We start from the raw sequence: 23382 nt of genomic DNA, 5'->3' as shown, positions 1-23382 counted from the left end.
AACGATATGAACTAAAAATTTCACAATATTTTTATAAATCTTTAAACCCGCTCGAACAATGATTCTTCTCCCGTAAAATCAGGTAACATAACAAATTTATCAGAAAATTCGTCATACACAAGCTTTACGCTGCTGTAAGACTCGTCTTTTCCCGTTATGTAAACCGTAGTTCTATCGTATGTAATAAAATATCTGTCGCTTATATCCTCTTTTTCGTTGTCGTAAATTTTGAACAGCGAAAAAGAGCCGTCCTTGTTCAGCGCAAGTTCGTATGCAACCGAGTCGCCCGCTTCCTTGCTTTTCCACAAACCGACAAACGCGTCGGGAGGCACGGCAAGAACTTCGCGTTCGAGAACTGTTTGAACTCCCGCAGGCGAACTTACGAAAGTTAAAGTACGGTTATCGTAATCGAACATAAGCTCGTATAATTTATCAAAATCGTCAACGGTAATTACCCCGTTTACTATTCTCACCGAATAAAGTTCGTAAGAATCGTCTTGCGGAGAGCAAACGCCCTTCGAATCGAAAGTAAGAACATAGTTAAATTCTTGCCCGTCTTCGTCGAAGTCGTTTCCCACATACGTCCCTTCGAGCCGCGCCAACACTTCGCTTTTGGTGTTAGTCGCGTCTTTAATAAGGCTAAGAGTTTCGCCCGAAAAACCCGTAGCTTCTATTTTTCCGTCCGCATAACAAAAAGTAGCGTTTTTATTCCCGTCCTCGCGGTCGGTAATAGTAAGCACGCCGTCAGTCTCCGACGCTTCGCAATTTGCGTAAATGTCGGTTGTTTGAACGTCTAATGTTTCGGTTATATAAACTGAGCCTTCCGTTAAATTGCCGTCGGCGTCTATGTTCAACGTATATTCGCATTCGGTGTCGCCCGCAATCCAACCGTACCAACTTCCTTCGAAAACGCTTTTTTCCTGTTCGGGCGGTTGCGGCTCGTCGGGTTCTTCTTTATCCGGCTCTTTATCGCCGCCGGGCTCTTTATCTCCCGGATTTTCGGGGTCTTTATCGTCGGGTTCGGGCTCTTTGTCGCCGCCGTCGGGAAGAGTTTCGCCTCCCGGTTCTTTGTCGTCGGGATTTTCGGGGTCTTTATCAGGCTCTTTATCAGGCTCCGACGGTTTTTCTTCGCCGTCGGTCGGCGGATTTTCTCCGTCCGGCTCGTTAGGCTCGGTAATTGCGGGCGGAGTGTTGGAATCCGACCCGACGCCCGACGTGTTGCCGCGCGAAGCGTCGGAGCACGCGAACGCCATAAACGCGACAAGAGCCATAAGTGCCGCAACCGTTACGCGGCTCAACGCTTTTAATATGTTACTTCCCTTTTTAACTTTTTTCATGGCTTTATTCCCCTTCGGAAAGCTTCGTTTTTCTTCGAAAACCTTCAAAACTCTCCATTATTATACAATAATATTATACTTTTTTACATTTTTTGTCAATTTTCTTCAAGTTTCTACAAGCCCACGTTTGTAGGAAAAACGAAAATAACAAAAAAATCCCGCAGACGGCGAGCCTGCGGGATTGAGTTTTTGTATTAAAATTCTATAATAATTTACTCGGGTTTTGTCTCCAAAGTCAAATCGAAGTCGCCGAGTTTATTAACTTTAAAGCCGTTTTTCTTAAACTCTTTGTAATCGAACGCCTCGAGTTCGTCGATTGCAAGTTTGTGGAACTCATAAAAATTGTGCCACCACTCGTAACCGCTGCCGAGTTCGGCGTTAAGGTATGCGTCGGCAATGTCGCAACCCATAGCGGGAGCCACATAAAACGCGCCCATTGCAAGCACGTTCACCCCGTTGCCAGTAATAGCTCTGAGCGCGGCGGGAACGCTTTCCACAACGCCCGCATGAACGTGCGGGCATTTGCTTGCGGCAATATGTATACCCATGCCGGTGCCGCAGAACAAAAGAGCGCGCTCGTACTCTCCTTCGCTTATTTTTGCGCCCACCCTAAGCCCTACGCGATGAAACATATTGTCGGTATCGTTCGGGTCGCTGTCTGTTCTAACGCCCAAATCCTCTATCTTCCAACCCTTTGCTTTAAGGTGCGCAACCACCGCTTCTTTAAGAGGAAAGCCGGCAAAATCGGCGCCCACTACCAAATATTTATCTTTAACCGTTTTCATGATTTTCTCCTTTCGCGCTTTTAACGCTGATACAATTTAATTTTGTTTTATGCTATTTTACCATATAATGCGCCGCGCGTCAAGCAACGGAAAACACGCGCCGCACACATTGCGCCGAGTTTGTTTTACAAATCTTTTCCTATTTGCTTTTCGTCAACATACGGGTTTATATAACGGTCTTTTTTTCGTTTGTTTTTATAAACGATTGCCTTTTCGGGGCAACGGTGGTAACACCCCAAGCAAGCCACGCAACCGCCGGCGAACGTAATTTTACCGTCGGTAACCGAAATATTTTCCGAAGGGCACACCGAAACGCATTTCCCGCACAAAACGCAATTTTCCGTAACGGAAAAACGTTCGCCTATTATGTGCCAATTCGCTTTATTTTTTAAATAAGTTTTTTCTTTCGTCTTGCATTTTTTGGGGATTATGTATTCTCCGTTTTTGATTTTGGCTATTATGCGGTTTATCCGTTCGTCCGCTTTTTTCAACACTCCGTTCAAATAGAATTTGGGCACGGTGAACGTAAGCGTAAAATTCTCTGGCATTTTTAGTTTTAAAACCCCTTTTATATTCAATCCGCACTCCGTCGCATAGCGGTAAACCAAATAATCGGCATTGCCCGACATTCCGCCGTAATTTTGAATTACGACGAGTTCTTTCGTTTTATCCAACTTAAAAAGCAAATCGTAAACATGCGCGGGCATGCCGTAAGAATATATGGGAGTTACCAAAAACAGCCTGTCGAACTCGCCGCCGTTACCGCAATATTTTGGTATGTAGCATATTTTTCCGCCTATTTCCTCACTCAATCTTTGAGCTATATACAAACTGTTTCCCGTAGAACTGAAATATAAAATACCGTTCATAATTGCACCGAAAACCCTTTTGCACCGCTTTAAACCACCCGCCGCCGATAAAAACGCGGCTTTATAGGCGGCGTTAAAAATTTAAACGCATGCCGCGCCAAAACTTTTACCGCATTATAATGCTACCATATGCCTTTAAATTTGTCAATACGGTAAACGCGAAAACAAAAGATTTTATGTGCCCGCCTACTGTCGCTTAAAATTAAAAAAAATAACTCTCCGCGCTCTGCTCGCAAGCGAATAAAATATTTCAGTTCAAATTCAAACGCAAAAAATGCAAGGATTCGGCGGGAGCATACAGACGCAACCCCGATTTTCCGCACTCCGCGCGCACGTCTTGCGGAACAACGTTATACAGATTTGAAAAAGTGTTCGCGGCGTCGGAACTGCTCTTCATCAGTTTGTATTCCTCTATTCCCGAAAGAGAAGCCCCGCAAACCGAAAGCTCAACCGAAATATCTTCCGCACTTCTGTTCGCAAGCATAACGAACAGTTCGTTGCCGTTGCGAACGCCCGACACATGCAACGCCGTAACGTCGGAAAATTCCAAACAATCGTATTTCGGCGAGTCGATTTCGGCGGTTGGAGCTATACTAAAAAAGTAGACACAAAAGAGAGAAGAGTGATACAATAAATTACACACAAAAGGAGAAACAAAAATGGCAAACAGCAACTATCCCAAGCACACCGACGAGTTCAAAAAGAGCATCGTCACACTACATCAAAACGGCAAATCATTGTCCCAACTTTCCAAAGAGTACGGCATATCCATGAGCGCTCTTTCCAAGTGAGTTCGCAATCTTTCCGAAGTGAAGATCGATGAAGATACCGTCGTCACCGCTCAACAGATCAAAGAACTGCAAAAACGTAACGCTATGCTCGAAGAGGAGAACCTCATCTTAAAAAAAGCGATTGCAATCTTCACTCCACACTCAAACAGAGATTGACCGCCGTTCACCAACTTCGCTTTCAACACCGGCTCAATCTTCTTTGCAAGGTACTCCGCGTTAACCGTAGCACGTACTACAAACATTTCCATTCCAAAGCTATCCCGCCGCGTATTTCCGAGAACCAAACCATCAAATCTTACATCTTGCAAATTTGTTCTGAACACGACATGCGGCTCGGCGCCTACAAAATTCAGTACCTTCTTCGCTGTGACTATTGCGTTTTCATCAGTATAGGTCGAGTGTACCGCCTGATGAACAGCCTTCACTTACCGCGCTTATCTTCCCGCAAACCACCCAAATCCAAGTATATACAGCCACTTTTGGATACAAATAATATCTTAAAACAAGCCTTTACGCAAAGCGCGCCCAATCTTGTGTGGTGCAGCGACATTACGTACTTACGTGTACAAAATCGCTTTTATTATCTTTGCGTTATCATCGATTTGTTTTCTCGGAAAGTTATTTCTTACAAACTTTCTTCCAAAGCCGATGCGCAATTGGTTATAGATACTTTCTTCGAAGCCTTTTCCAAGCGCGGGCATCCGCAAGGCTTACTATTTCATTCCGACAGAGGCGTACAGTATACCGCTTTGGCGTTTCGCAAGGTTTTGGACAACTGCCACGTCGTGCAATCCTTTTCCAAAAAGGGGCATCCTTACGACAATGCCGTTGCGGAATGTTTCTTCAAGTATCTCAAACTCGAAGAAACCAATAGACGTTTCTTTAAGAATTTCGACGACCTTAAACTCTCTGTCTTTACCTACATTGACGGTTACTACAACCAAAAACGTCCCCATTCCTATCTCGGCTTACTTACGCCCAATCAATTCGAGCAAAAATTTTTTGCTTTGCATAACAACTGATGTACATCAGTTGTTATGCATTCAGCCACATTCCATCTACTTTTTTGTCTACTCTCTTTCTCTTTTTTGTGTCTATTTCCTTGACTATTGTCCACGTACGGAATTTGCACGAGTTGCGCTGCCTTTTGCTCGAGTGTCATATTCTTTATACTATCACAAATTGTTTGCACTACCTGTTCCTTCTCTACTTTTAGTTTCAATTTTAATTATATCTATAATCTTTCAAAAGCACGAGTTTGCCGCCGTTTAGACGCGAATCTTCCGCCGCAATCGCCATAATGTGACTCTCTATCGAATTTTCCAGCGACGTGTCCGCTTCACTCTTTTCCCCAGACAGTGCGGCATACAAAGCATTTACGATTCCGTCATCGCCGCCGCCGTGCCCCATTACGTCTTTTAAGTCGCTCATATTGTGTACAACATTTTCGCCGCGGAACGGTTTTTCTATGATTGCGCCCTTTTCTTCCTCGTACAAAAGTTCGCCCGCGCTGAAACGGAACACGGTAATCCTGCCGCCGCCCTTTGTAAACGCCGTAGCGTTGAACGTAGCCGTTATCCCGTTCGCAAATTGCATTTGCACTGACTGATGGTCGGCAACGTTGTTGTCGCAACGGTACACGCAACGCCCGTACGGTCCCTCTTTTATCGCTTTTTCAAGAACTTCTTCGGTAAGCGTTTCTATGCTCAAAACGTCGTACGGCCAACATTGCAGCTTGTTTTCCGCCTTCCACAAGTCTAAATACCTATACTTTGCGCTGTACGCACAGCTTTCGATATACTTGCAGTTCACGCAACGGTCGGCGCACCCCTCGGGCGCGTTCTCACGCTTAAACCATGTAAGGTCACCCACCGACGAAAGACTTTCGCACTTAGAGCCGGCATACTGTTGCAACAAATCCAAATCGTGACAACTCTTTGCCATAATCATAGGTGCGGAAAACGCGGTATTGCGCCAATTCCCGCGCGTATAACTGTGCGCAAAGTGCCAATACGCGATTTGCTCGGTATGATCTATGTGAATTAGCTTGCCGAGTCGCCCGCTTCGCAATACTTCCATAATGGTGCGATTTGCCCATGTATAACGCAGCACGTGACAAACCATAACGAACGAATTGTATTTTTTAGCAAGTTCCCTAAGTTCGATGAGTTCGTCGAGTTTGTCCGAAATGGGTTTTTCGAGTAGGATTTTATAGCCGAGCGGAATGGCGCGTTTTGCCATTGCCACGTGCGAATCATCGCCCGTTGCAATCACGAGCAAATCACTACGCTTTTTCTCGAAAAACGCATCGTCGTTATCATAGACGTTTTCGTCTGACACTCCAAATAACTTTTTATACTTATTCAGTTTTTAGCGGTCTAAATCGCATAAAGCTACGATTTGATACTTGTCGGGCATAGTCGCCATAATTTTTCCGTACGCATCCGCGCCGCGATGCCCCGTACCCAATATTGATACCGTGATTTTCTTTTCCATATTTCTTTATTTCCTATAAGCTATTATTTTAATCTTTACAAATTTGACAATGCGCAATATACGCCCGCAGTCCAGCCGAGCATTTCGGGCGTGCCGTATTCCGACACGGCGTCGATGTTGCCCGTAACCCCGTTATACTTTTCAAACAGTTTGCCGTGTGCGGCAAAATTCTTTTCAAGTAACGCGATATACTTTTTTGCAATGCGTTCCGCTTCTTCCGCATAACCATAACGACGTAACCCTTCTACCGCAATATACTGACACGGCGCCCAAATGTTCGGGTACGCCCATTGATACTTTTTCTCTACCTTTTCGGTGGTAAATATGCCCCAATCGCTTTCTAACGCCTGCAATAACTTTAACAAACCGCTCTTTTGTTGTTCGGTTGCAAGGTCTACAAAATACGGCTGAAAACTCGCCGCGCTTATAATGCCCGACAGTTCTCCCGTTTTGTAGTTATAGTCCTTGTACACGCCCGACGCACTATTCCACATTAGTTCGTTCATCTTTTCGGCACGTGATTTTGCTTTCGCTGTCCACTCTTTGCCGTCACCCTCGCCGAGCAATACCTCATATTCTGCGAACAGTTTTTCGTATAGATACAAATTACTGTTTAGGTCTACGGCATTATACTCGGCGCAATAGCCGCTAAATCGCGGATTAAAATCCCAACCGCTTTCCGCTTCGGCAAAGTAATGTCTGCCTGCTTCTTTCGGGTCGCGTTTTTCGTCTTTTCCCACGCGCTCCGCTACGCAACCGTTATAAAATTCGGCGCAACTTTCATCGTCTTCTTCGCAATCGTAATGATTGAGTCCGTTTTCCGAAACTCGTTTTGTCATCCAAAACTCATACTCTTTTTTCAGTGTTACAAATGCGGTTTTAAGAAAAGACAAATCTCCCGTTGCTTTATAAACGTCGTCTGCCATCAGCGCGGCATACGGCGGCTGACTGCGCTTTAAGAAATATGCGCGACTGCCGTTGGGCATATAGCCGAACCGCTCTATAAGATACAAAATATTTTTAACATTGTTTGCTGTCTGTTCTGTTTGCCCGAGCGCAAACAACGCCTTGTTTGTAAAGTATGTATCCCAGTAATACAGCTCGTTAAAACAATGTTCCGCGCACGGCACGGTGTACGGATACGGCAAACCGAAAAGTGTATCATTGTCCTTTACGTTAAGTCGCAGAGTAAGCGGCATTTTCTCACGTATATATTCTTGTACCGTCATACCGTTCCTCTTTTTACCGTTTCAATGCGGGGAAACACGGTAACGCGAAGTTTCGCCGCACCCATAGGAATGAGAGATATCGTTTCTTTTTCTCCGACATCGCTTTCGGAGATTTTTTCGGGCAACGGCGGCGTGAACGTGAAATCGCCCGTCTTTTGCCGGTATTCTTTTGCGTACAAACCAGTGCACTGCGTCACTTCGGTCTTGTGCAAAAGTTGCCAATCTGCCAAACGGTACGCCGGCACGGTAAGGTGCAAAGGCACACTTTCAAGCGTCCACGGATTTGGCGCATGCGTGTCTCGCCGCACAAGGCGCACTTCCGTTGCCGTACATTCGCTTTCGTCTATGCCGTAGTTCCACGCCTCGTCCGTCGTAAGATTGTAGTTGCATAGCGTTCCATCGCCGCCGGGCGCGGGAACTTTCTCCTCTTTATACGCAAGACCGAGTGCAAACACGAGCGCGCCACGCGTAAAATACACGCCGCCGTCCGACGATTTTTGCGCTTCGATTTTAGGCTGTAAGGTAAGTACGATTTCGTCGCCGTCCGCAAATTCGCGCTCTATGCGGTAAAATACACCCGACTGTTTTATCTTCTGTTCTTTGCCGTTTACCGTTACGGTCGCGCCGTCGCTCCACACGGGAATACGTAAGTTAAGCGCAAATTTTACCGCTTTGTCGGTATGAATCGCAAACGCTACGGTATCTTCGAACGGATAATTCGTTTTTTCATCGATTTGCACGTTTGCGCCATTCTGTTCAAACGAATATACGTTCGGCGAATACAGCGTTGCATATATCTCGCTTTCATTGCGCATCCATAGGCGGCGCGCAAAGTTTGGCATAAAACGGTTGGCATTGCCTACGCAACAGTCCGTGAAATGTTTGGAATTATATCCCATCCACTGTTCTCCGCAAAAGAACACGTTGTGGTTGCTACTTTGCGTGGCAAGCACCTGATTGGGACACGAAAAATACTGCACCGCCGAAAAATCTTCTTTCACCGCGCCGATGCCCGCATTGAAAATGCATTTTTCTATTTTATCCGCGTATTTCACGTCGCCCGTTGCCATTAAAAGATAATACAACGCCCAGGTATAATCGCTTATCGTGCAAGTTTCGTGGCTTTGGTAGCTGTCGTTTGCTATCATGAATTCATTACTGCAATGTCCGCCGTCGGGCAACATAAACATTTTATCGAGCTTTTCAAATGCATGTACCGACACGCGCAAATACTTTTCTTCGCCAGTATACATATACAAAATCGCGCCGATTTTCGCCGTTTCGTCGTGCGTCACTCCGTGCACATACGGCTTTTTATCCGACAGCATTACTTTTTCGCTGTTGTCGTCTCGGCAATTTTTGTTGTAATCTTCGTACGTCTTTTTCGCCAAATCGAGTAGTCTTTTGTCGCCCGTTTTACCGTACACCCACAGCATGATTTCTATATGCAAGAATTCACGCTTTATAGAATAATCGTAATCGCCTTTTATGTAAAAATCGTGCAATGCTTGCACGATTTTTTCGTCGTGCGTGTATTCGTATTTGGCTATAAGCGCGCGAAAGAAAACTACTTGCGGCCAACGGTGCCACCCGCTCGTTTCGCGCAAGTATTCCGAACCGATAAACCCGTCGGGCGCGATATGCGACAGCGCATAGTCAAAACTCTCGTCGGCATACGCACACAAATTCTCTCTGCCTATAAGCGCGCCGCACGCATACATGCCGTCGAGTCTATACGCCGTTTGCTCGAACACTTCCCACGGCGGCGTTTCGTCACCACGCGTTTCGCCTTTCCAAAACGCTATGGAATACGGATATCCCGTGTGTTGCAATTTGCCCGTCAAGCCGTTCGCCTGCGTTGCCAAAAATTCTTTTACCCAACCTTGCGGCTTGATTGCGCCCAAATCTACGGCTTGCATTTTTTCGTACATGTTGTTTCGCTCCTGTTAGCTATAATTTGTATCGCTTTCAATTCGGCAGGGCGCAAAATGCTCCACTTGCTGAAATCGTCGCGCATTTGTTCGGTAAGATTTTTGAAAAGCGTGACGGTGATTCGAGATTTCTCGACTTCGCTCGCCTTAGCAAGCGAATCTATTGCAATGCGGTCAACGCCGCCGATACTGTCAAACGCTTTGCCGCCTACTGTAATGCGCGCCCATTCGCCCGCATATTCGAATAGTAATTCGTCGCCGTCACACAAATTTGCGCAAGCCGAATAAGTTACGCTCTTTTCGTCTTCGGCTGTCTTTATAAACGGAAGATTTTGCTTTCGGGTTCGCTCGTTCTTCGCTTCGTTTTCTTGCGCGCTTTCCAATATCGCCGCTTGACCGGTGCGTAAACGCAGTCGTACTTTGCCGTTCTCTACGGGTAAAAATTCTTCCGCATCGTTCAGCAACTTGGATACTTTGCAGAACCCACCCGCAAATACAATTTGCAAATTCGCCGTTTTGTTCCCCTCGTTGTGCAAAAAGTATTTTTCTTTGCCCGCAAATTTCATAACCCGCACTCTTTTTGCACCCGCGCCGTTTATGCGTAGCGTTTTCGGCAGATTGTTTACGATTGCGTTTAATTCCGCCCTGCTCATGCTTTTTAATCGCAACACTTTTGCTTCGGTTACGGCTTGTAACTTGCGTTCGGCTTCTTCGGAAAGATATTCGGCGTACGGCACGATGATATATTCGTAATTCTTCGCCAACCCAAGTTTATCGTTTGGCAATATATCATAGTCGATTTGCTTTTCCGCCAATGCCGCAGCAACGGTATCTACCGGCATATACTTTTTGCCGCTCCATTCCGCTTCGGCGTGATAGAGAATTGCGACTTTTATGTCCGCTTTTTCATGCTCTAAAATCTCACACATGTTTTGCATGTACTGCATCACGAGTTTGTACCCGCCGAATAAGTACGTGGATTTACCGAAGTGCGGCGGGCAATCGGCGTTGGGGAACGACTGCGAATAGGCGTGCGGAATAAACGAATTAACTCCGCGCACAAGCATATGATTGACTAAGTATAGCATTTCGTTTATGTTCTCGCCCCAACCGTACGCACCGAAAATTTCGCACAAAGCCTTGCCTTTCTTTTCGGGATACAGCCTTGCGCAACTCGACGCGAGCTTGGCAAGCGTATTATCGAAAAATTCGGGATCGGCATAGCCGCCCGCAACAGGCGCAAAATGCGGTTTGGTGTAATACGGTTTTATTTGGTGCAACACCACGTCTATGGCGGCGTAGTCTGCGCCCGTCTGACTGCGGAAGTAATGCCCCGCACTGCACCCCAGTCGCGCATGCGCACCCATGTCCTCTATAATGTGTCCGCAATACGTGAGATTGCGCGCGTGGCACCATTCGGAGAGCCGCCCCGAAAAGTTTTTGCCGTACTCGAGAGTGATTGCGTTCATGTAGGCGATGCGAACGGCGGGCGTGTTCTCGCCCGTGTTGTACCACAGGGAAAGCAATTCGCGCGGGCAAAATACGGTTCTATCGTAGGAGACCGCCGCGTCGCCACGCTCCTCGCAAAGACAAACGGACGGTGTAAGCAGTTCGTCGTTCCACGGGTACGCCATGCCCTCTACGCCAAGCGTGCTATGATAGGCGTTGCGAGCGCATAAGCCGTCGAAATTGTAACCGTTGGCAAAGCGCGGTTCGTCGGAGAAAAATCCGCAGAAAGTGCCGGCGTATTTTCCGCTTGCCACATATCTGTTGTAATGCGGCTCGTATACTTCGCGGATAAGAACATCGACGGAATCGGGATTGAGCAAATCCAAATAGTACGGATTATTTGCGGATTCCGCGCCGCCACGCGTCTTTTTTACGGTGCAAATGCGCATGGGTTTTCCGTTATAAGTAAAACGCAAAAAGTCGTCCTCTACGCGCTCGGATAGGTCGGCTGTAATTTCCGCTTTGTCGCCGCGCTTTTTCACGGCAAAAACGCCGAGTATTTCGTCTTGGGTTAAAGTATCGCTTTCGGAATTGAGTAATAGCGATATCTCGCCCGTCTCGCCTTCCAAATCCGCAAACTCGCACTTAACCCGCCACGGTCGCAAATCGGGTTCTTTATATTTTATGGCATCGTTAGCGTAGCCTGTGGGATAATGCTTATCGTCCAGTAGCCACACTTGCATGCCGCGCGCTTTCGCCTCATATAGCACGGCGTCCATTATGCGCCACCATTTTTCGCCGCAAAAGTCCGCGCACGTGCGGCTCTCAACGCAAAATCCGCGCGCGCCGCTCTCGTAAATCGCGTCGATTTCTTCCGCCAAATTTTCGGTACTTTCACCCGTTATCCACAAAAACGGATACAAATAGTTTTGTTGCATCTTTTTCTTGCTTCCTGTATGAGATTGCTTTGCTTGCGTATAAGCTATAAAGTAGTATATCACGTAGGCAAAGCCGCCGCAAGTTGCGGCGGCTCCCTTGTCAAAAAATCATTGTGCTTCTCTTAAAATTTTACAATATAGCCACATAGTCGATTTCAAACCACAAGCCCTCTTGCGCGGCAAAGTTTGTATTATCTTTCAATTCCAAGATGTGCATACCGCCATAAAAAATCGCATCTTCGGCACCGAATACCAAACGCTTGCCCAAATCGGCTTTTGTCCACTTAAACTCGCCAAGCGAAAGCAATATATCGGAATCTTGCAGACTATCGCACGTACCCGCAACACCGACGGAATATCGAATGTCTCTTTGCGTATTTTCCGGCACATCCGGCTGCCCATTGTAATTGTAATCTTTGAGTATAAACTGATACGTGCTCGCATAACGCACTCTAAGCGTCTTTTTGCCGTATTCGTCTTTGTGTATCTCCCAGTCGCTCGCACTGTACAGCGAGAAATACACTTGCCCCGCTTCGTTGGATACCTCACCGCCCGCATAGGTAAACGCGCCGTCGTTGAAACTCGCAAAGTTCGCCGCAATACTCGATTCTATCAGCTGAATATATGCTTTGCTTTCGTTGCCGTCTTTGTCGGTAGCGGTCATAAACACTTCCCACACGTCTTTGCTTTGTACCGTGAATTCGGTAAGCGCACTCTCACCCGCCGCGGTTTGCGCTTCGCCGTTACAAAGCACCTTATCGTACGTAAGGGTAAATTGCCCCGAATCATCGGTAACGTTAACGTACTTGGATATGCCCGCATTGCCGAGCGTTATCTTGGTGCCCGCCGCCACCGCGTTGTCGGTCTTGCCCGATACCTTTGTTATCGTAGGCGGTATATTTTCCTCGTCATAAAGCAAAATTTCTTTTTCCTGCGAGTTACCGTAATAATCGGTAGCCGTAAGAGTTACATACAACATATCTTTTGCCGCAAACGTAATCTCGTCGCCGTCGACATAATCGGTCGCCGTTTTGTCTTTACCTTGCAATACTTTGGTTACCGCAAGCGTTTTCATTTCGCCGCCGAAGAAGTCCCTTGCCGAAACGCCAAGCGACTCGGCGGAAAGCGTGACCTTTTCGCCCGCCTGCATGGCAATTTCTTCGTTTTCGACAAATATCTCCGGCTTCTCTTTGGGAATAATGCGGAAATTATCGATACGGAACACAACCGTATTCGCTTTCACATCTTCCTTTGTGAATACGAATCTTTGAAACAAACTAGCCACGTTATCGCCCCGATCGGGCGCGGTTAATTTTTGCGCTTCCACGTGCTTGCGCGCCGCAAATTTGCCGCCCGCCTCGCCGCTTACGGTTACGCTCGGCATATTCTCGGTTTTTGCGTCCTCGCCCGTATAATAAACGGTAGTAAAGCTTTTCCCTTCGGCGAACTCGCCCTCTACCTCCACGTCGTAAGAAACATCGAACTTACTGCCCGAAAAGTTCGGGGTGCCGTCGATTGCATCGATTCGCCAACACAAACAGGGGTATTTGTCTTTTTCCTCTCCCGGTTTGGGCGTATGACTCTCCCAATCTTTTAGCGCCGCCTGATAGCTCGAAACACCCGTATCGTTACTGCACACGGAACGCTCGGTTTGATTGTACGGATTGAACCACAAATCCGCTTTGCCGCCAAACACGTCGGCAGTGCTCCAACCCGTGAACGTGAGCATGTGCGCGTGCTCTTCTATATACGTAAGGTGCGCGGTATACGTTTTGCTTGCGTCCGTTTTGGCAGTGGCGGTGATATTCGCTATCGCGTAGTCGTTTTCATTCAAAACAAACTGCGGCTCACTGCTCGACGTATCGGCGCCGTTTACGCGCACTTCGTACGCATAGTCGTAATCGTCGGGATTCGCGCCGTCGGGCAACACGAATTTTGCCCGTTCGGGCGTGAGCGTAACCGTTTCGCCCGCTTTTACCACCCGCTCCACGCGCGGCTCTATGGTAAAGTTTTGAGTAGCCGAACCTCGATTGCCCGCTTTATCCTGTGCTTGCACCGTAAGCGTATATTCGCCCGCCGTAGGCACGGTGAATTTTCCGTTTGTCACGGGAATCTGCGCGTCATCGTGCGTTACCGTAAGTTCGTAGTCGGCAATATTGCCGTCGGCGTTATCGATTACTACCACGCGCGGTTGCACCAACTCGCTGTCTTCCTGCACGCGCATATAGTTACCTATAATGTGTATAATCGGCGCGGTGGTATCCGCTGCGGTAACCTTCCAAACGCTGTTGCCGCGCTTTACGGTGTATTCGCCTGCGTCGGGGAAAAGCACCGTGCCGCTCGAAATCGGCAATGCCGTATCGCCTTTTTTTACCGTAAATTCACGCCAGTTCGCGCCCTCCGCCAATTCGGTCAATGCAAAAGGCTCATTTACTTCCGCCGTCAGTTCAATAGGCTTGGGCGACTTATCGCCGCAAGCGGCAAGCGCAAACACCATAACGAACGCAAGCGCGATTGTCGCCGCTTTTTTGCTTTTCTTTGCTTTCATATCTCTTCTCCCTATTTTCAATAATGTTTTACGCCGCGCGAATGATTATATTATCGATATAGATTTTGGCGTTCGGATCGCTTAAAAACAGATCTTGAACGATATCGCTATCTAATGTAAAATAGTATCCGGCAACGCCCGACGCTTCCGGCGGGAACCACGCGACCGATGTGTATTGAATGGCAATGTTTTTGCCTACATCTTCTGCCGTTACGGTTGTGTTCCCTATTTTCAGCAAATCGCCCGATTGAGTAAACGTTCCCTCTATGCGCAAAGTATATGAAATGCTGACAGATTGCTCTCCGGAATTCGGGAACAAAAGTTGCAATCCTTTCTTTACGTTGCTCAAACAAATTTCCGTATTGCCGTTCGCTGCGACTTCACCCGAAATATCGCCGTTATAAATACCGAAAGCGATACTGCCGTTAAAATGCAAAAATGTGTCTTGCTTTTCCACGTTTCCGTTCATCGTTTTCAGTACGCCACCAAGCGACGAATCGGCGAACAAAATGTAGCTTCTCGACGAAGCTGTGCCTTCGGTTGCGGTTATATACACTTCGTAGTATGCGCCCGCTTCTACCGTAAGGCTTCCGCCTACGCTCATTTCCTCCGCGCCGTTTTTCACCACGCGATAGCTAACCGAAGCGGTTCCGCCGCCGCGAGCGGTAACGGTAACATAATCCGTTATGCCGCTATTTCCAAGTGCAATTGCCGTGCCTGCCGAAACATAGTTGTCTATATTCGTCACCGTTATGTCGGGCGGCAATTCGCCTACTATCACGGCTATTGTTTTTGCCGTCGTCAATCCGTAACGGTCGGTAGCGGTAAAGGTTACTTTATATGTTCCGTCGGGCGCGTTTGTAAGCGCGTAACCGTCTACGTAGGCTGAATTCACTTCGTCATTGAACGTAACCGCTGTTACTTTGAACGAAGCAAGTTCGTTGCAGAACGCGTCCGCGCCGCTTACGCCGAGCGCGGCGGCTGTAAACGTAAGAGTTTCGCCGCTGTCTTTTTTTACCGTTTCGCTCTGCGCCGTAACGGTAGGCGCGGCGGGCGTTGCGAATATTTCGATATTGTCGAACACTACCCAAACGTCTTTATTTTGAATCGCGCTATGCGTCACGTTTAACGGGTAAGCAATGTTGCCCACAATAGGATCCCAAGCATCCAATTTTTTGCTTACGACAAAATTTTTGCCGATATCGTTCGCCGTAATCGTCACACCCTCGATTGTAAACAAATCGCCGCTCAAATTTTTAAGAGACGTTTCCAAACGAACGACAAATCGTACGTTTATATTCGGTTTGGTCGTATTGTCGTACGCAAATATAATTTGGAATCTGCTATTTTGGGAAGTCGCATTAGGTTCGATAAGCGATTTCATTTTTATCGCTTTGTTCCCGAATGCGTCTTGTTCGTATTTTATGCTATCATCGGTTGTATAGCAAAGCGACAGTACTTTTTGTCCGGCGATAATGTAGTCGCTCACATTATTCGCCGTATCGAGCGAACCATCCTTCAAGGTATCCAGCCTGTCGGCGATATCCGCCGCCGCGAACACCAAGTAGGCGCGCGAAGTGTTTTGCGCCGCGCTCGTATCGATTGCGGTTACGAATACTTCGTAATACTCGCCGCCTTGCACGGTGAAGCTCGTCGCGTTTGCGCCAAGTTCTTCCGCGCCGCGAGCGCCGTACTTAATCACACGATACGTGAGATTGTATCCAGTAAAATCGCTTGCAGTAAGATAGCCCTGTATGCTCTTTTCTCCGAGCGTAATCTCGACGCCATTATTAACCTTATTCAACTCGGAATACGTTCCGAATACAGGTGCAGAAATATCGGGTACGGCAACGCTTATTTGCGCAACTTCGCTGTCTAAATGCCATTCTTCGTCCGCAACCGCTTTTACGTATACGGTGTACGTTGCGGGGTCGGCGTCGAGCGTGTAGGTAAGCTCCGTTTGCGCGTCGCTCCATGCGCCGTTATCCACTTTTATCGTATAACCGTCGGCGTTCGTTACCTCGTTCCAACTTACCGTTGCGCCGTTTACCGAAAGCATAGGCGTGGCAAGACAGGCGGTAACGGTGATTTTTACTTGCGCTTCAAAAGAATCTTCCACATTGTCATCGAAACTGATTGCCGTAACTTTTACAATATATTCGCCCGCCGCGGTCTCGGTCAGTGTATAGCTTGTTTCGGTTTGTTGTGTAGCCGTGCCGTTGTTTACCTGCACCGAATAACCGCTTGCGCCGCTCACAGCTTCCCACGATACGGTTTTATCGTCAAGCGAAAGTTCGGGCGTAGCAAGTTGCGCTACCATAGTTACGGATATGCTTGCTTCGTCGCTTTGCGTATAGAGTTCGGAATCGCTTACGGCTATTACCGCAACGGTATGCGCGCCTGCCGAAACGCCTTCGAGTTTATAAGTAAGCTCGGTAATCTCGTCGCTCCACTCGCCGTCGTCCACTTTAATCTTATATCCCGAAGCGTTATCTACTTGGCTCCAACTTACGGTATTGCGTCCTGTTGTAAGCGTAGGCGCAGACAATTTTTCGGTTACGAGCACCGTAACAAGCTCTTCGGCACCGTCGCGGTAATTTATTCCGTCTCCCAGCGCTTTTACGCGCACCGTGTAATTGCCGGCAACCGTTTCCGTAAGCGTGTAACTCGTTTCGGTTTGCGGTGCGCTCCACTCTCCGTTACCCACTTGCACGCTGTATCCGCTCGCGTTTTCTATCGCATTCCAGCTTACCGTTTTTCCGTCTGCCGACAGCGCGGGAGCGGCAAGCATGGGCACGGGAACGGCGGGATTACCGAACTCGTCGGTAAGCGTAAGATTATCGAGATAAATCGCGCTGCCCGCCGTTTTCAAGCCTATTACCTCGAACGCAACGCTCATAAGGTTGCCGAGCCCGTTGCCCACAAACGCGTCGTCTACGGCGCCGAGCAATATCCTATTGCCGCTCGCCGCCCAAGAACGGGGCTGTATCGCAACGGTGGAAGCAAAATAATCGGTGGCTATGTGCGAAAACAAAGCTACGCGCACCGTTATTTCTTCGTCGGTGTCGTTATACATATCGAAATGCAGATACGTTTTGGTAAGGTCGTAGGTATCGGGTATTTTGAACATATCGTCACAAGTTCTGAACCCGGGGCAGTCCACGCCTTCGCCGCCCTTTTTGGCGTTGAAAGTAACCTTCATGGAGTTTTTGCCGGTGAGCACGTACCGCAAATCGGAGTTACGCTCGAATACGGGCGCGGTAGTCAAACTCGTAAAACCGCCGAACATTGCAAACTTGCTCGAGTCTTCGGGCACGGAAAAGTCGATTTTTTCGTTCGCCACGCCGCCTTTCGACTCGTGCGGCAACACCTCGGCGCGGAAATTGTCCAAATACAGCACCGTCGGCTCGTCGTCTATATCCCGCCCTTCAACGTAAAACGCGAAATCTTTGATTGCCGTCACGTCGGTAAAAGTTTTCACCACGTTGTTGTCTATCTCGAACGTAAGGTGATTTTCGCCGGGCTGCAACACGCGCCGCCCTATGGTGTAGGTGTCCGCGCTCATCAAAAGATGATTGTAGCCGAACACGAAATTCAGCGGTTTGTTGCTCGCGTTGAATATGTCAATTGAATATCCCACAACGTCGGAATAGTCCATTTTAGATAAAAACGCGTTGCCCGGCACGATGTAAAAGTCGTTATCCTTATAATACGTTTTATCGTTGCTCAATTTGCCGTAAATCGTCATTTTGGCGCTATGCTCGCCGTCGGTAACGTGTTCGTCCGATACTTCCACTTTGGCATGCAAATTGGAAAATATCATGGTAAGCAGTTCTTTTTCGCTTTCAAACCCGCTCAGCAAAACGCTCTGCGGCAAATTCGGTTTTTCTTGCGAGGTTTTATCGGTATCGTTGCAAGCCGCAAAACCGCACACCGCCAAAACGAGCGCAAGCATAAGCCCCGCGATACCCCATTTCTTTCTCATCTTTTCTCTCCTCCTATTTCGCCTTTACGCTTACCGAGCTAATATAAAGCGTGTTCTTCGTGCCCGGCGCGTTGGCGCAGTCTATGCCCACGGTTTCTATCTTTCTAAGTTCGGAAGAAAACCGCGAAATATACGTAAAGTTGGATACGGATATTTTGCGCCAACCGTTTGCGGGAAGCGTAACGGAGTCTACGGTGTACTGAACTCCCGAGTCGTTACGCGCAATCACGTTTATTTTGAGGTCGTCGTTCGAGTCGTTGTATACCCAAAACGACAAATCTTCCAGCCCGTCAAGTCCGTCTACGCCGAAACGAACGTAAGGACGGTAACCTTTGGTTTGGATTTCGTTATCGAACTGCTTGCCCGCAAGCACCGCTTTCACGGTTGCGCCGTGCGCCGCCTGCGTTCCGTCGCCGTATGCAACCGAACTGCCGTTCGCAGTGTTCACGGCAAACTTGCTCGCGTTTTCCTCGTTCGATAAATCTATCGCTTTACTATACGCCTTGCCAACTATAAGCTCCGCGCTCTTTCCGCTTGCCGCAATAGTTATTTTGCCGCCGTCGGGATAATCGGCGTTTGCTTTGGTTACGGTTTTGCCGTCGCCTGTAGCGGTTGCGCTCGTTTCCGCGGTTTCGCCGTTTATTTTCAATTCCGCCGAGTTTGCGGCGCAAACGGCAAAATTAACGCCGTTTTCGTCATACGAAAAGTCTGCCAAAAGCACGCCGCCCGGTGACTGCGCCATTTCTATAAGGCGGGCAACCGTTCTGCGAGCGGCTTGCAATCCCTCGAAATTCAATTTGCTTATGCCCGTAGCATAAATTTGTTTGTTCATTTCGGCGATTGCCGTGCGGATATTCTCGCCGCTCACGCCGTACTTGTCGGCAAGTTTTTCATACTCTTGTTCAAGCACGGACAAATACGTAAAGTCGTCTATGCCGTCGCGGCGTGCGGTAAGGCGCAAACTCGGGAACGGCTTTTCCGAGCCGTAAGCCCTACCCGGATACAGCCAGTATCCGTCGCCCGCCGTTATGCCGTCGCGCGAAGGCGAGGTATAGTGGTCGGGCACTCTGCCGTATCCCACGGGCAACGCCGTTCCGAAATTGCAGTATGCGTTCACGTTCCAATACAAATCGCCCTCTATGCCGTAATCGAACCGCGACCAAAACAAATCGCGCGAAGTAATCATGTAGTCGTCTATAAGATTTGCGGCATACGGCCAGAAATTCGCCGAGCCGTACGAGGTAAAGTCATACCCCTCCTTTTGCAAATCGGCGTACATATCCAAGTTTTCGGTAGACGAAAAGTTGTTGAATATGGGGCAAAGTTTAATATCGTTTTTATACGGCTCGAACTTATCTTGCCAACCCGTGATTACGGGTATAACGTGGCGGATATCTTTTACGGAGTTCGCAATTTCGCCCGTAAGGTTCAACTCGCTTATAACCGCCTGTTCCGCCTCGTTCGTTTCCTTAATCACCTTTTCCGTTTGAGGAAATTTGGCGTCGTTCACCTCGTCGTAAACTTGGTCGAAATAGTAATACGCTTTATCGAAATAGTTGATCTCGTCCTCCGTGCTTGCTTTCGCTATCGCTTTGAGATAGTTCTTGAACACGTCGAAATCAATCGTCTTTACGCCGTTTATTTTTTTATCCACATACGGGATACCGTATTGCGCCACTTTGCCGTAATACTTGCGCAGAGCGGTCACAAAGCCGTCGTAGTCGCCGATTTCCGCAGGGAAATAGTATGCGGTTGAGTTGTATTCGAGCAACAGGTCGTAATAATCTTCGTATTTTTCTATGGAATTGTCCAGTTCGCCGTCTATCAGCCAATCCCGCCAAATCAAATACGTGGTAGTCGCAGCGGGAACTTCGGGCATAACAAAATCATACACCTCGAGTTTAACGGGCACGGCTATAGTTTTGCCGCCCGCCGTAATTTGCACCTCGCCGCCGTACACGCCCGCCGCCGCGTTTTCGGGAACTTTAAGGTCGAACCAAAGCCCTTGATTTTTGCCTTTATATAGCACGTTTTCTTTGGCGTTTTTAATGTACTCGAGCGGTATCATGGCGTCGGGATACGCGCCTGCGGCAAAGCCGGTAAAGCCGCTCGAAATATTCATATATTTGAGGGCGTACGCCGTGATTGCCGTGGCGGGGATTGTATTGCCCGCCGCCGACGTGAGCGCACCCACGGTTACGTCGTAAGCCGTGTCCGCTTCCGCCCTAAGCACAAGTTGTGCGCCCTCGGTTTCGCCTTTCGCCGCCTCGAACGAAAGAGCGGCGTCGCGTAGCGAATTTATATCCTCGTCTTGCAATACTTTTACGGTATTGAGTGCGCCGCGCACCGTTACCGCGGTTTGCGCGTTGGGCAGTTCGTCTCCGCCGCCCATACCGCCGGCAGGCGTTTTATCCGAGCACGCCGCAGCCGTCAGCATGGTTGCCGCCATAAGCACGGCAAGAAAAACTTTTGCTACTCTTTTCATATTTTCCTCCTCTTTTATCGTATAATTCCGGCTTGGCGCAACAAACTCGTCCATGCAGTGGAATTACTGTAATATGCGTAGTCCGCGTCGGCAATCTCTTGCGCGGTCTTGCGGTTGTTGCTGCGCGTTAAAAGCACTTCGAGCGGAGCGTCGTTGCTCATGCGGTACGGCACGAGTCCCGCGCCGCCGAGCGGCAAGTCGTTGCGGCGGAAATAGTATTTCGCGCTCTTGGCAACGCCGTAGCAAGATTTTGCCCAAGCATTGTATCCGTTCCAAATCTCGGGGTCGGAAGAAACGTCGTATCCGTACGGGAGCGTAGAACCTTGCATAGATTTTGCGAACACTCTTTGCCCTTCTATGCTCGTCATGAATTTCAAAAATTCTTTCGCGTGATTAAGACCTTTGCCGTAAGAAGCCGCAAACGCCGTATTATAGTTGGAGTACGAGAACGTGATATTACGCGCTTCGCGTATCTTCTCAATCGCTTCGTCGGATATAGCGGGCTTTTGAGTGCTAGTGCCGTCTACATAGTCGATTGCGGCGCAAAGCTGCGCTTCGGTAATTTGCAATTTTTCGCCGAGCGACGAGAGCACGGGCATTCTGAGCATGCGCACGTTGCTGCTCGGGAACGCTTCCGCCATTTCGTAGTTGTGCCAATCTCCGTTAGGAAAGAACGCTGCATCGCCGAGCATGAAACGCGTTTGCGTTTCGTTCCAGCCTATGTTGTTGCTCGCCGAGTAAAAGTGACCCGTGAGAACCTCTTCGAGAGCTTCCACTGCTTTGAGTCTACCCTCTTGCAGGAAAATTTCCGGTCCTATGGCAGAGTCGCCGCTTGCGTTGGTATATTTGCCCGAATAGAAATCCGCAACCGCGTCAAGCCCTTCGTACTGCGCCCACCAAGGCTCGTACATGGCGTTGTAGTAATGAGTTTCCGCCGCATGGATAAACGCCGATATGCCCTTTGCTTTGAGAGCCTCGGCAACGGTTACGAGTTCGTCGGTGGTACGCACGGGATACGTTTTTTGCCAGTCCGCACCGAACGCCTTAATCATTACGTCGTCGTTCACGAGCAGACTGCTCGTGCTGTTTATCCAAGGTATGGTGTAGTACGCCTTGTCGCCATTTTCCTTTTCTTTCTCGAAGGCAACCAACAGCGACTCGTCCATCAATTCTTTCACCGCTCTGTCGCCGTCGGGCACGTTGTTGTACACGTCGGAAAGTTCAGCCAAAAGCGCGGTGGAGGGCGACGCCATGGAGCTTTTAATGAACGGCAGCACGTCCGTACCCGTAAAGAACAAATCGTATTTGCAATAAGAGAGTCCGTTCTCGAGCGTGGCGGTTATGGTCGCGTCCTCCGTTTCGGTGCGTATCGTAATCTCGAAATTCGGATTTGTTTCTCTTTGTTTCGCCGTGAAAGCGTCGGCAAGCGCGTAAAGCCAATTTACGCCGTAGCCTTTGTTGAGGGTAAGAATATCCAAAGTATTCTCGGTGTCGGCTTTGTTTGCTCCGTCGTACGGGTTGTCGGGGTCGGTTACGGAACAGCCCGCAAACGTCGCCGTGCTCAAGCACATGAGTGCTCCGAGCAACACGGAAATCAACTTTTTCATTTTCATAACTTTTTTCTCCTTTAGGATTTTATTTTGGAAAAATTGTTTTAACCTTTTAAGCCGCCCGTAGTGATACTGCTCATTATCTGCTTTTGAAAGACAATAAAGAGTATAAACGTAGGCACTGCCGCCATAAGCACGCCGGCGAAATACACGGGCATATTCACGTTAAATCCCGCAATGGTTTTGTACAAATACAATCCCGAGGCTATCGTGGGATAGTCGGGCAAGTAGTATATAGCCGTTGTATAGTCGTTCCAAGCGTTTATGAGCATAACGAGCATTATAGAACCTATTGCGGGCATTGCAATAGGAAGCATTATGCGCACGTAAATGGTAAAATCGTTCGCGCCGTCTATCTTTGCGGCTTCGGCATACTGCCAGCTCACGCCGTTGAAATACGAGCGCAGTATAAGGAACATAGAACCCACGCCCGAGGCGGAGGCAATCAAGATGAGCGGCGAATTGTACATGCCCGTTTTCATGTAGAGCCGCATTGTGGACGCCATAGAGCCGTAAAGCGGTATCATCATGGAGGCAATAATTACAAAGTTGATTACTTTTTTGCCCACGAAATCGTACTTGCTCATGATGTACGCCGTGGTGCAACACACCGCCATGGATATAAGCGACTGCCCGAGCATGAGCCAAATTGAGTTGAACAGCATGTTAAACACGTTATTGCCGCGCACGTTGAGCAGTTTGAACGCTTCCAAATAATTTCCGAAACGCCAGTTTTCGGGGAAAAAGTTGTTTTTGTTTATCGTATATTCTATATGGTCTTTGAGCGACGCCATAAACGCCCACGCGATTGCATACACCATGCTAAACGCAAACAGCGCGAATACTACAAACGCAACCACGTTGCCTACGGTGAGTTGCTGAATGAAATATCTTTTTATCGACCTTTTTGCTTTTATTGTCTTTTCCAT

Annotated in this window: 15 protein-coding genes and 1 pseudogene; 2 read left to right on the top strand and 14 right to left on the bottom strand. The window is 48.3% G+C overall.

What is annotated here, in order from left to right; all coding sequences use genetic code 11:
- Nucleotides 1–41: 41 nt before the first annotated feature.
- The 4 genes from NFR62_RS06730 to NFR62_RS06715 form a co-directional block, all read right to left on the bottom strand.
- The gene (locus NFR62_RS06730) at nucleotides 42–1337 is read right to left on the bottom strand and encodes an ICP22 family protein (RefSeq protein ID WP_251616453.1); all 1296 of its coding nucleotides are present in this window, start codon (nucleotides 1335–1337) and stop codon (nucleotides 42–44) included.
- 212 nt (nucleotides 1338–1549) lie between these two features.
- Nucleotides 1550–2122, bottom strand: coding sequence for an RpiB/LacA/LacB family sugar-phosphate isomerase (locus tag NFR62_RS06725; protein ID WP_251616450.1), 573 nt, complete (start codon nucleotides 2120–2122; stop codon nucleotides 1550–1552).
- 125 nt (nucleotides 2123–2247) lie between these two features.
- The gene (locus tag NFR62_RS06720; RefSeq protein WP_251616446.1) at nucleotides 2248–2991 is read right to left on the bottom strand and encodes an EFR1 family ferrodoxin; all 744 of its coding nucleotides are present in this window, start codon (nucleotides 2989–2991) and stop codon (nucleotides 2248–2250) included.
- Nucleotides 2992–3241: 250 nt separating this feature from the next.
- Nucleotides 3242–3541, bottom strand: coding sequence for a hypothetical protein (locus tag NFR62_RS06715; RefSeq protein ID WP_251616443.1), 300 nt, complete (start codon nucleotides 3539–3541; stop codon nucleotides 3242–3244).
- Nucleotides 3542–3650: 109 nt separating this feature from the next.
- Here NFR62_RS06715 and NFR62_RS10150 point away from each other — a divergent pair, with 109 nt between their 5' ends.
- Nucleotides 3651–3782 (top strand): hypothetical protein, encoded by a 132-nt coding sequence (locus NFR62_RS10150; protein ID WP_275556887.1) that lies wholly within the window; start codon nucleotides 3651–3653, stop codon nucleotides 3780–3782.
- Between the two features lie 119 nt (nucleotides 3783–3901).
- A pseudogene (locus NFR62_RS06710) lies at nucleotides 3902–4804 on the top strand (IS3 family transposase); the annotation flags it as partial.
- 202 nt (nucleotides 4805–5006) lie between these two features.
- Here the strand turns inward: NFR62_RS06710 and NFR62_RS06705 are convergent.
- The 10 genes from NFR62_RS06705 to NFR62_RS06665 all read right to left on the bottom strand — a co-directional run bounded on the left by NFR62_RS06705 (nucleotide 5007) and on the right by NFR62_RS06665 (nucleotide 23382).
- Nucleotides 5007–6122, bottom strand: a complete 1116-nt coding sequence (locus tag NFR62_RS06705) for a Gfo/Idh/MocA family protein (protein WP_251616438.1) — start codon at nucleotides 6120–6122, stop codon at nucleotides 5007–5009.
- 30 nt (nucleotides 6123–6152) lie between these two features.
- Nucleotides 6153–6278, bottom strand: coding sequence for a hypothetical protein (locus NFR62_RS10145; RefSeq protein WP_275556886.1), 126 nt, complete (start codon nucleotides 6276–6278; stop codon nucleotides 6153–6155).
- A gap of 35 nt (nucleotides 6279–6313) precedes the next feature.
- Nucleotides 6314–7507, bottom strand: coding sequence for an alpha,alpha-trehalase (locus NFR62_RS06700; RefSeq protein ID WP_251616437.1), 1194 nt, complete (start codon nucleotides 7505–7507; stop codon nucleotides 6314–6316).
- Nucleotides 7504–9438 carry a beta-L-arabinofuranosidase domain-containing protein gene (locus tag NFR62_RS06695; protein ID WP_251616436.1) on the bottom strand — a complete coding sequence of 645 codons (1935 nt, stop codon included), beginning with the start codon at nucleotides 9436–9438 and terminating at the stop codon, nucleotides 7504–7506. The genes NFR62_RS06700 and NFR62_RS06695 overlap by 4 nt, the downstream gene beginning before the upstream one ends.
- On the bottom strand, nucleotides 9414–11825 hold the full coding sequence (locus NFR62_RS06690) for a type 1 glutamine amidotransferase family protein (RefSeq protein WP_251616435.1): 2412 nt from the start codon (nucleotides 11823–11825) through the stop codon (nucleotides 9414–9416). The genes NFR62_RS06695 and NFR62_RS06690 overlap by 25 nt, the downstream gene beginning before the upstream one ends.
- Before the next feature lie 130 nt (nucleotides 11826–11955).
- On the bottom strand, nucleotides 11956–14373 hold the full coding sequence (locus tag NFR62_RS06685) for an Ig-like domain-containing protein (RefSeq protein WP_251616434.1): 2418 nt from the start codon (nucleotides 14371–14373) through the stop codon (nucleotides 11956–11958).
- 28 nt (nucleotides 14374–14401) lie between these two features.
- Nucleotides 14402–18358 carry a phage tail protein gene (locus NFR62_RS06680; RefSeq protein ID WP_251616433.1) on the bottom strand — a complete coding sequence of 1319 codons (3957 nt, stop codon included), beginning with the start codon at nucleotides 18356–18358 and terminating at the stop codon, nucleotides 14402–14404.
- A gap of 13 nt (nucleotides 18359–18371) precedes the next feature.
- A complete protein-coding gene (locus NFR62_RS06675; RefSeq protein ID WP_251616432.1) occupies nucleotides 18372–20843 on the bottom strand; it encodes a glycoside hydrolase domain-containing protein in 2472 nt (823 codons plus the stop codon).
- Nucleotides 20844–20857: 14 nt separating this feature from the next.
- Nucleotides 20858–22456, bottom strand: coding sequence for an ABC transporter substrate-binding protein (locus tag NFR62_RS06670; protein WP_251616430.1), 1599 nt, complete (start codon nucleotides 22454–22456; stop codon nucleotides 20858–20860).
- A gap of 41 nt (nucleotides 22457–22497) precedes the next feature.
- Complete coding sequence (locus tag NFR62_RS06665) at nucleotides 22498–23382, bottom strand: carbohydrate ABC transporter permease (protein WP_251547964.1); 885 nt, start codon at nucleotides 23380–23382, stop codon at nucleotides 22498–22500.

It is taken from the genome of Pumilibacter muris (genome assembly GCF_943193045.1).
GTDB classification, from domain to species: domain Bacteria; phylum Bacillota; class Clostridia; order Christensenellales; family Pumilibacteraceae; genus Pumilibacter; species Pumilibacter muris.
Note: the sequence above shows the minus strand (reverse complement) of the source record. Positions and strands in the feature narration are given on the sequence as shown.

Excerpts from the sequence above, each read along its gene's own strand:
- NFR62_RS06730 (WP_251616453.1), bottom strand. The coding sequence starts at position 1,337 with ATGAAAAAAGTTAAAAAGGGAAGTAACATATTAAAAGCGTTGAGCCGC.
- NFR62_RS06725 (WP_251616450.1), bottom strand. The coding sequence starts at position 2,122 with ATGAAAACGGTTAAAGATAAATATTTGGTAGTGGGCGCCGATTTTGCC.
- NFR62_RS06720 (WP_251616446.1), bottom strand. The coding sequence starts at position 2,991 with ATGAACGGTATTTTATATTTCAGTTCTACGGGAAACAGTTTGTATATA.
- NFR62_RS10150 (WP_275556887.1), top strand. The coding sequence starts at position 3,651 with ATGGCAAACAGCAACTATCCCAAGCACACCGACGAGTTCAAAAAGAGC.
- NFR62_RS10145 (WP_275556886.1), bottom strand. The coding sequence starts at position 6,278 with ATGGAAAAGAAAATCACGGTATCAATATTGGGTACGGGGCATCGCGGC.
- NFR62_RS06700 (WP_251616437.1), bottom strand. The coding sequence starts at position 7,507 with ATGACGGTACAAGAATATATACGTGAGAAAATGCCGCTTACTCTGCGA.
- NFR62_RS06695 (WP_251616436.1), bottom strand. The coding sequence starts at position 9,438 with ATGTACGAAAAAATGCAAGCCGTAGATTTGGGCGCAATCAAGCCGCAA.
- NFR62_RS06690 (WP_251616435.1), bottom strand. The coding sequence starts at position 11,825 with ATGCAACAAAACTATTTGTATCCGTTTTTGTGGATAACGGGTGAAAGT.
- NFR62_RS06685 (WP_251616434.1), bottom strand. The coding sequence starts at position 14,373 with ATGAAAGCAAAGAAAAGCAAAAAAGCGGCGACAATCGCGCTTGCGTTC.
- NFR62_RS06680 (WP_251616433.1), bottom strand. The coding sequence starts at position 18,358 with ATGAGAAAGAAATGGGGTATCGCGGGGCTTATGCTTGCGCTCGTTTTG.
- NFR62_RS06675 (WP_251616432.1), bottom strand. The coding sequence starts at position 20,843 with ATGAAAAGAGTAGCAAAAGTTTTTCTTGCCGTGCTTATGGCGGCAACC.
- NFR62_RS06670 (WP_251616430.1), bottom strand. The coding sequence starts at position 22,456 with ATGAAAATGAAAAAGTTGATTTCCGTGTTGCTCGGAGCACTCATGTGC.
- NFR62_RS06665 (WP_251547964.1), bottom strand. The coding sequence starts at position 23,382 with ATGGAAAAGACAATAAAAGCAAAAAGGTCGATAAAAAGATATTTCATT.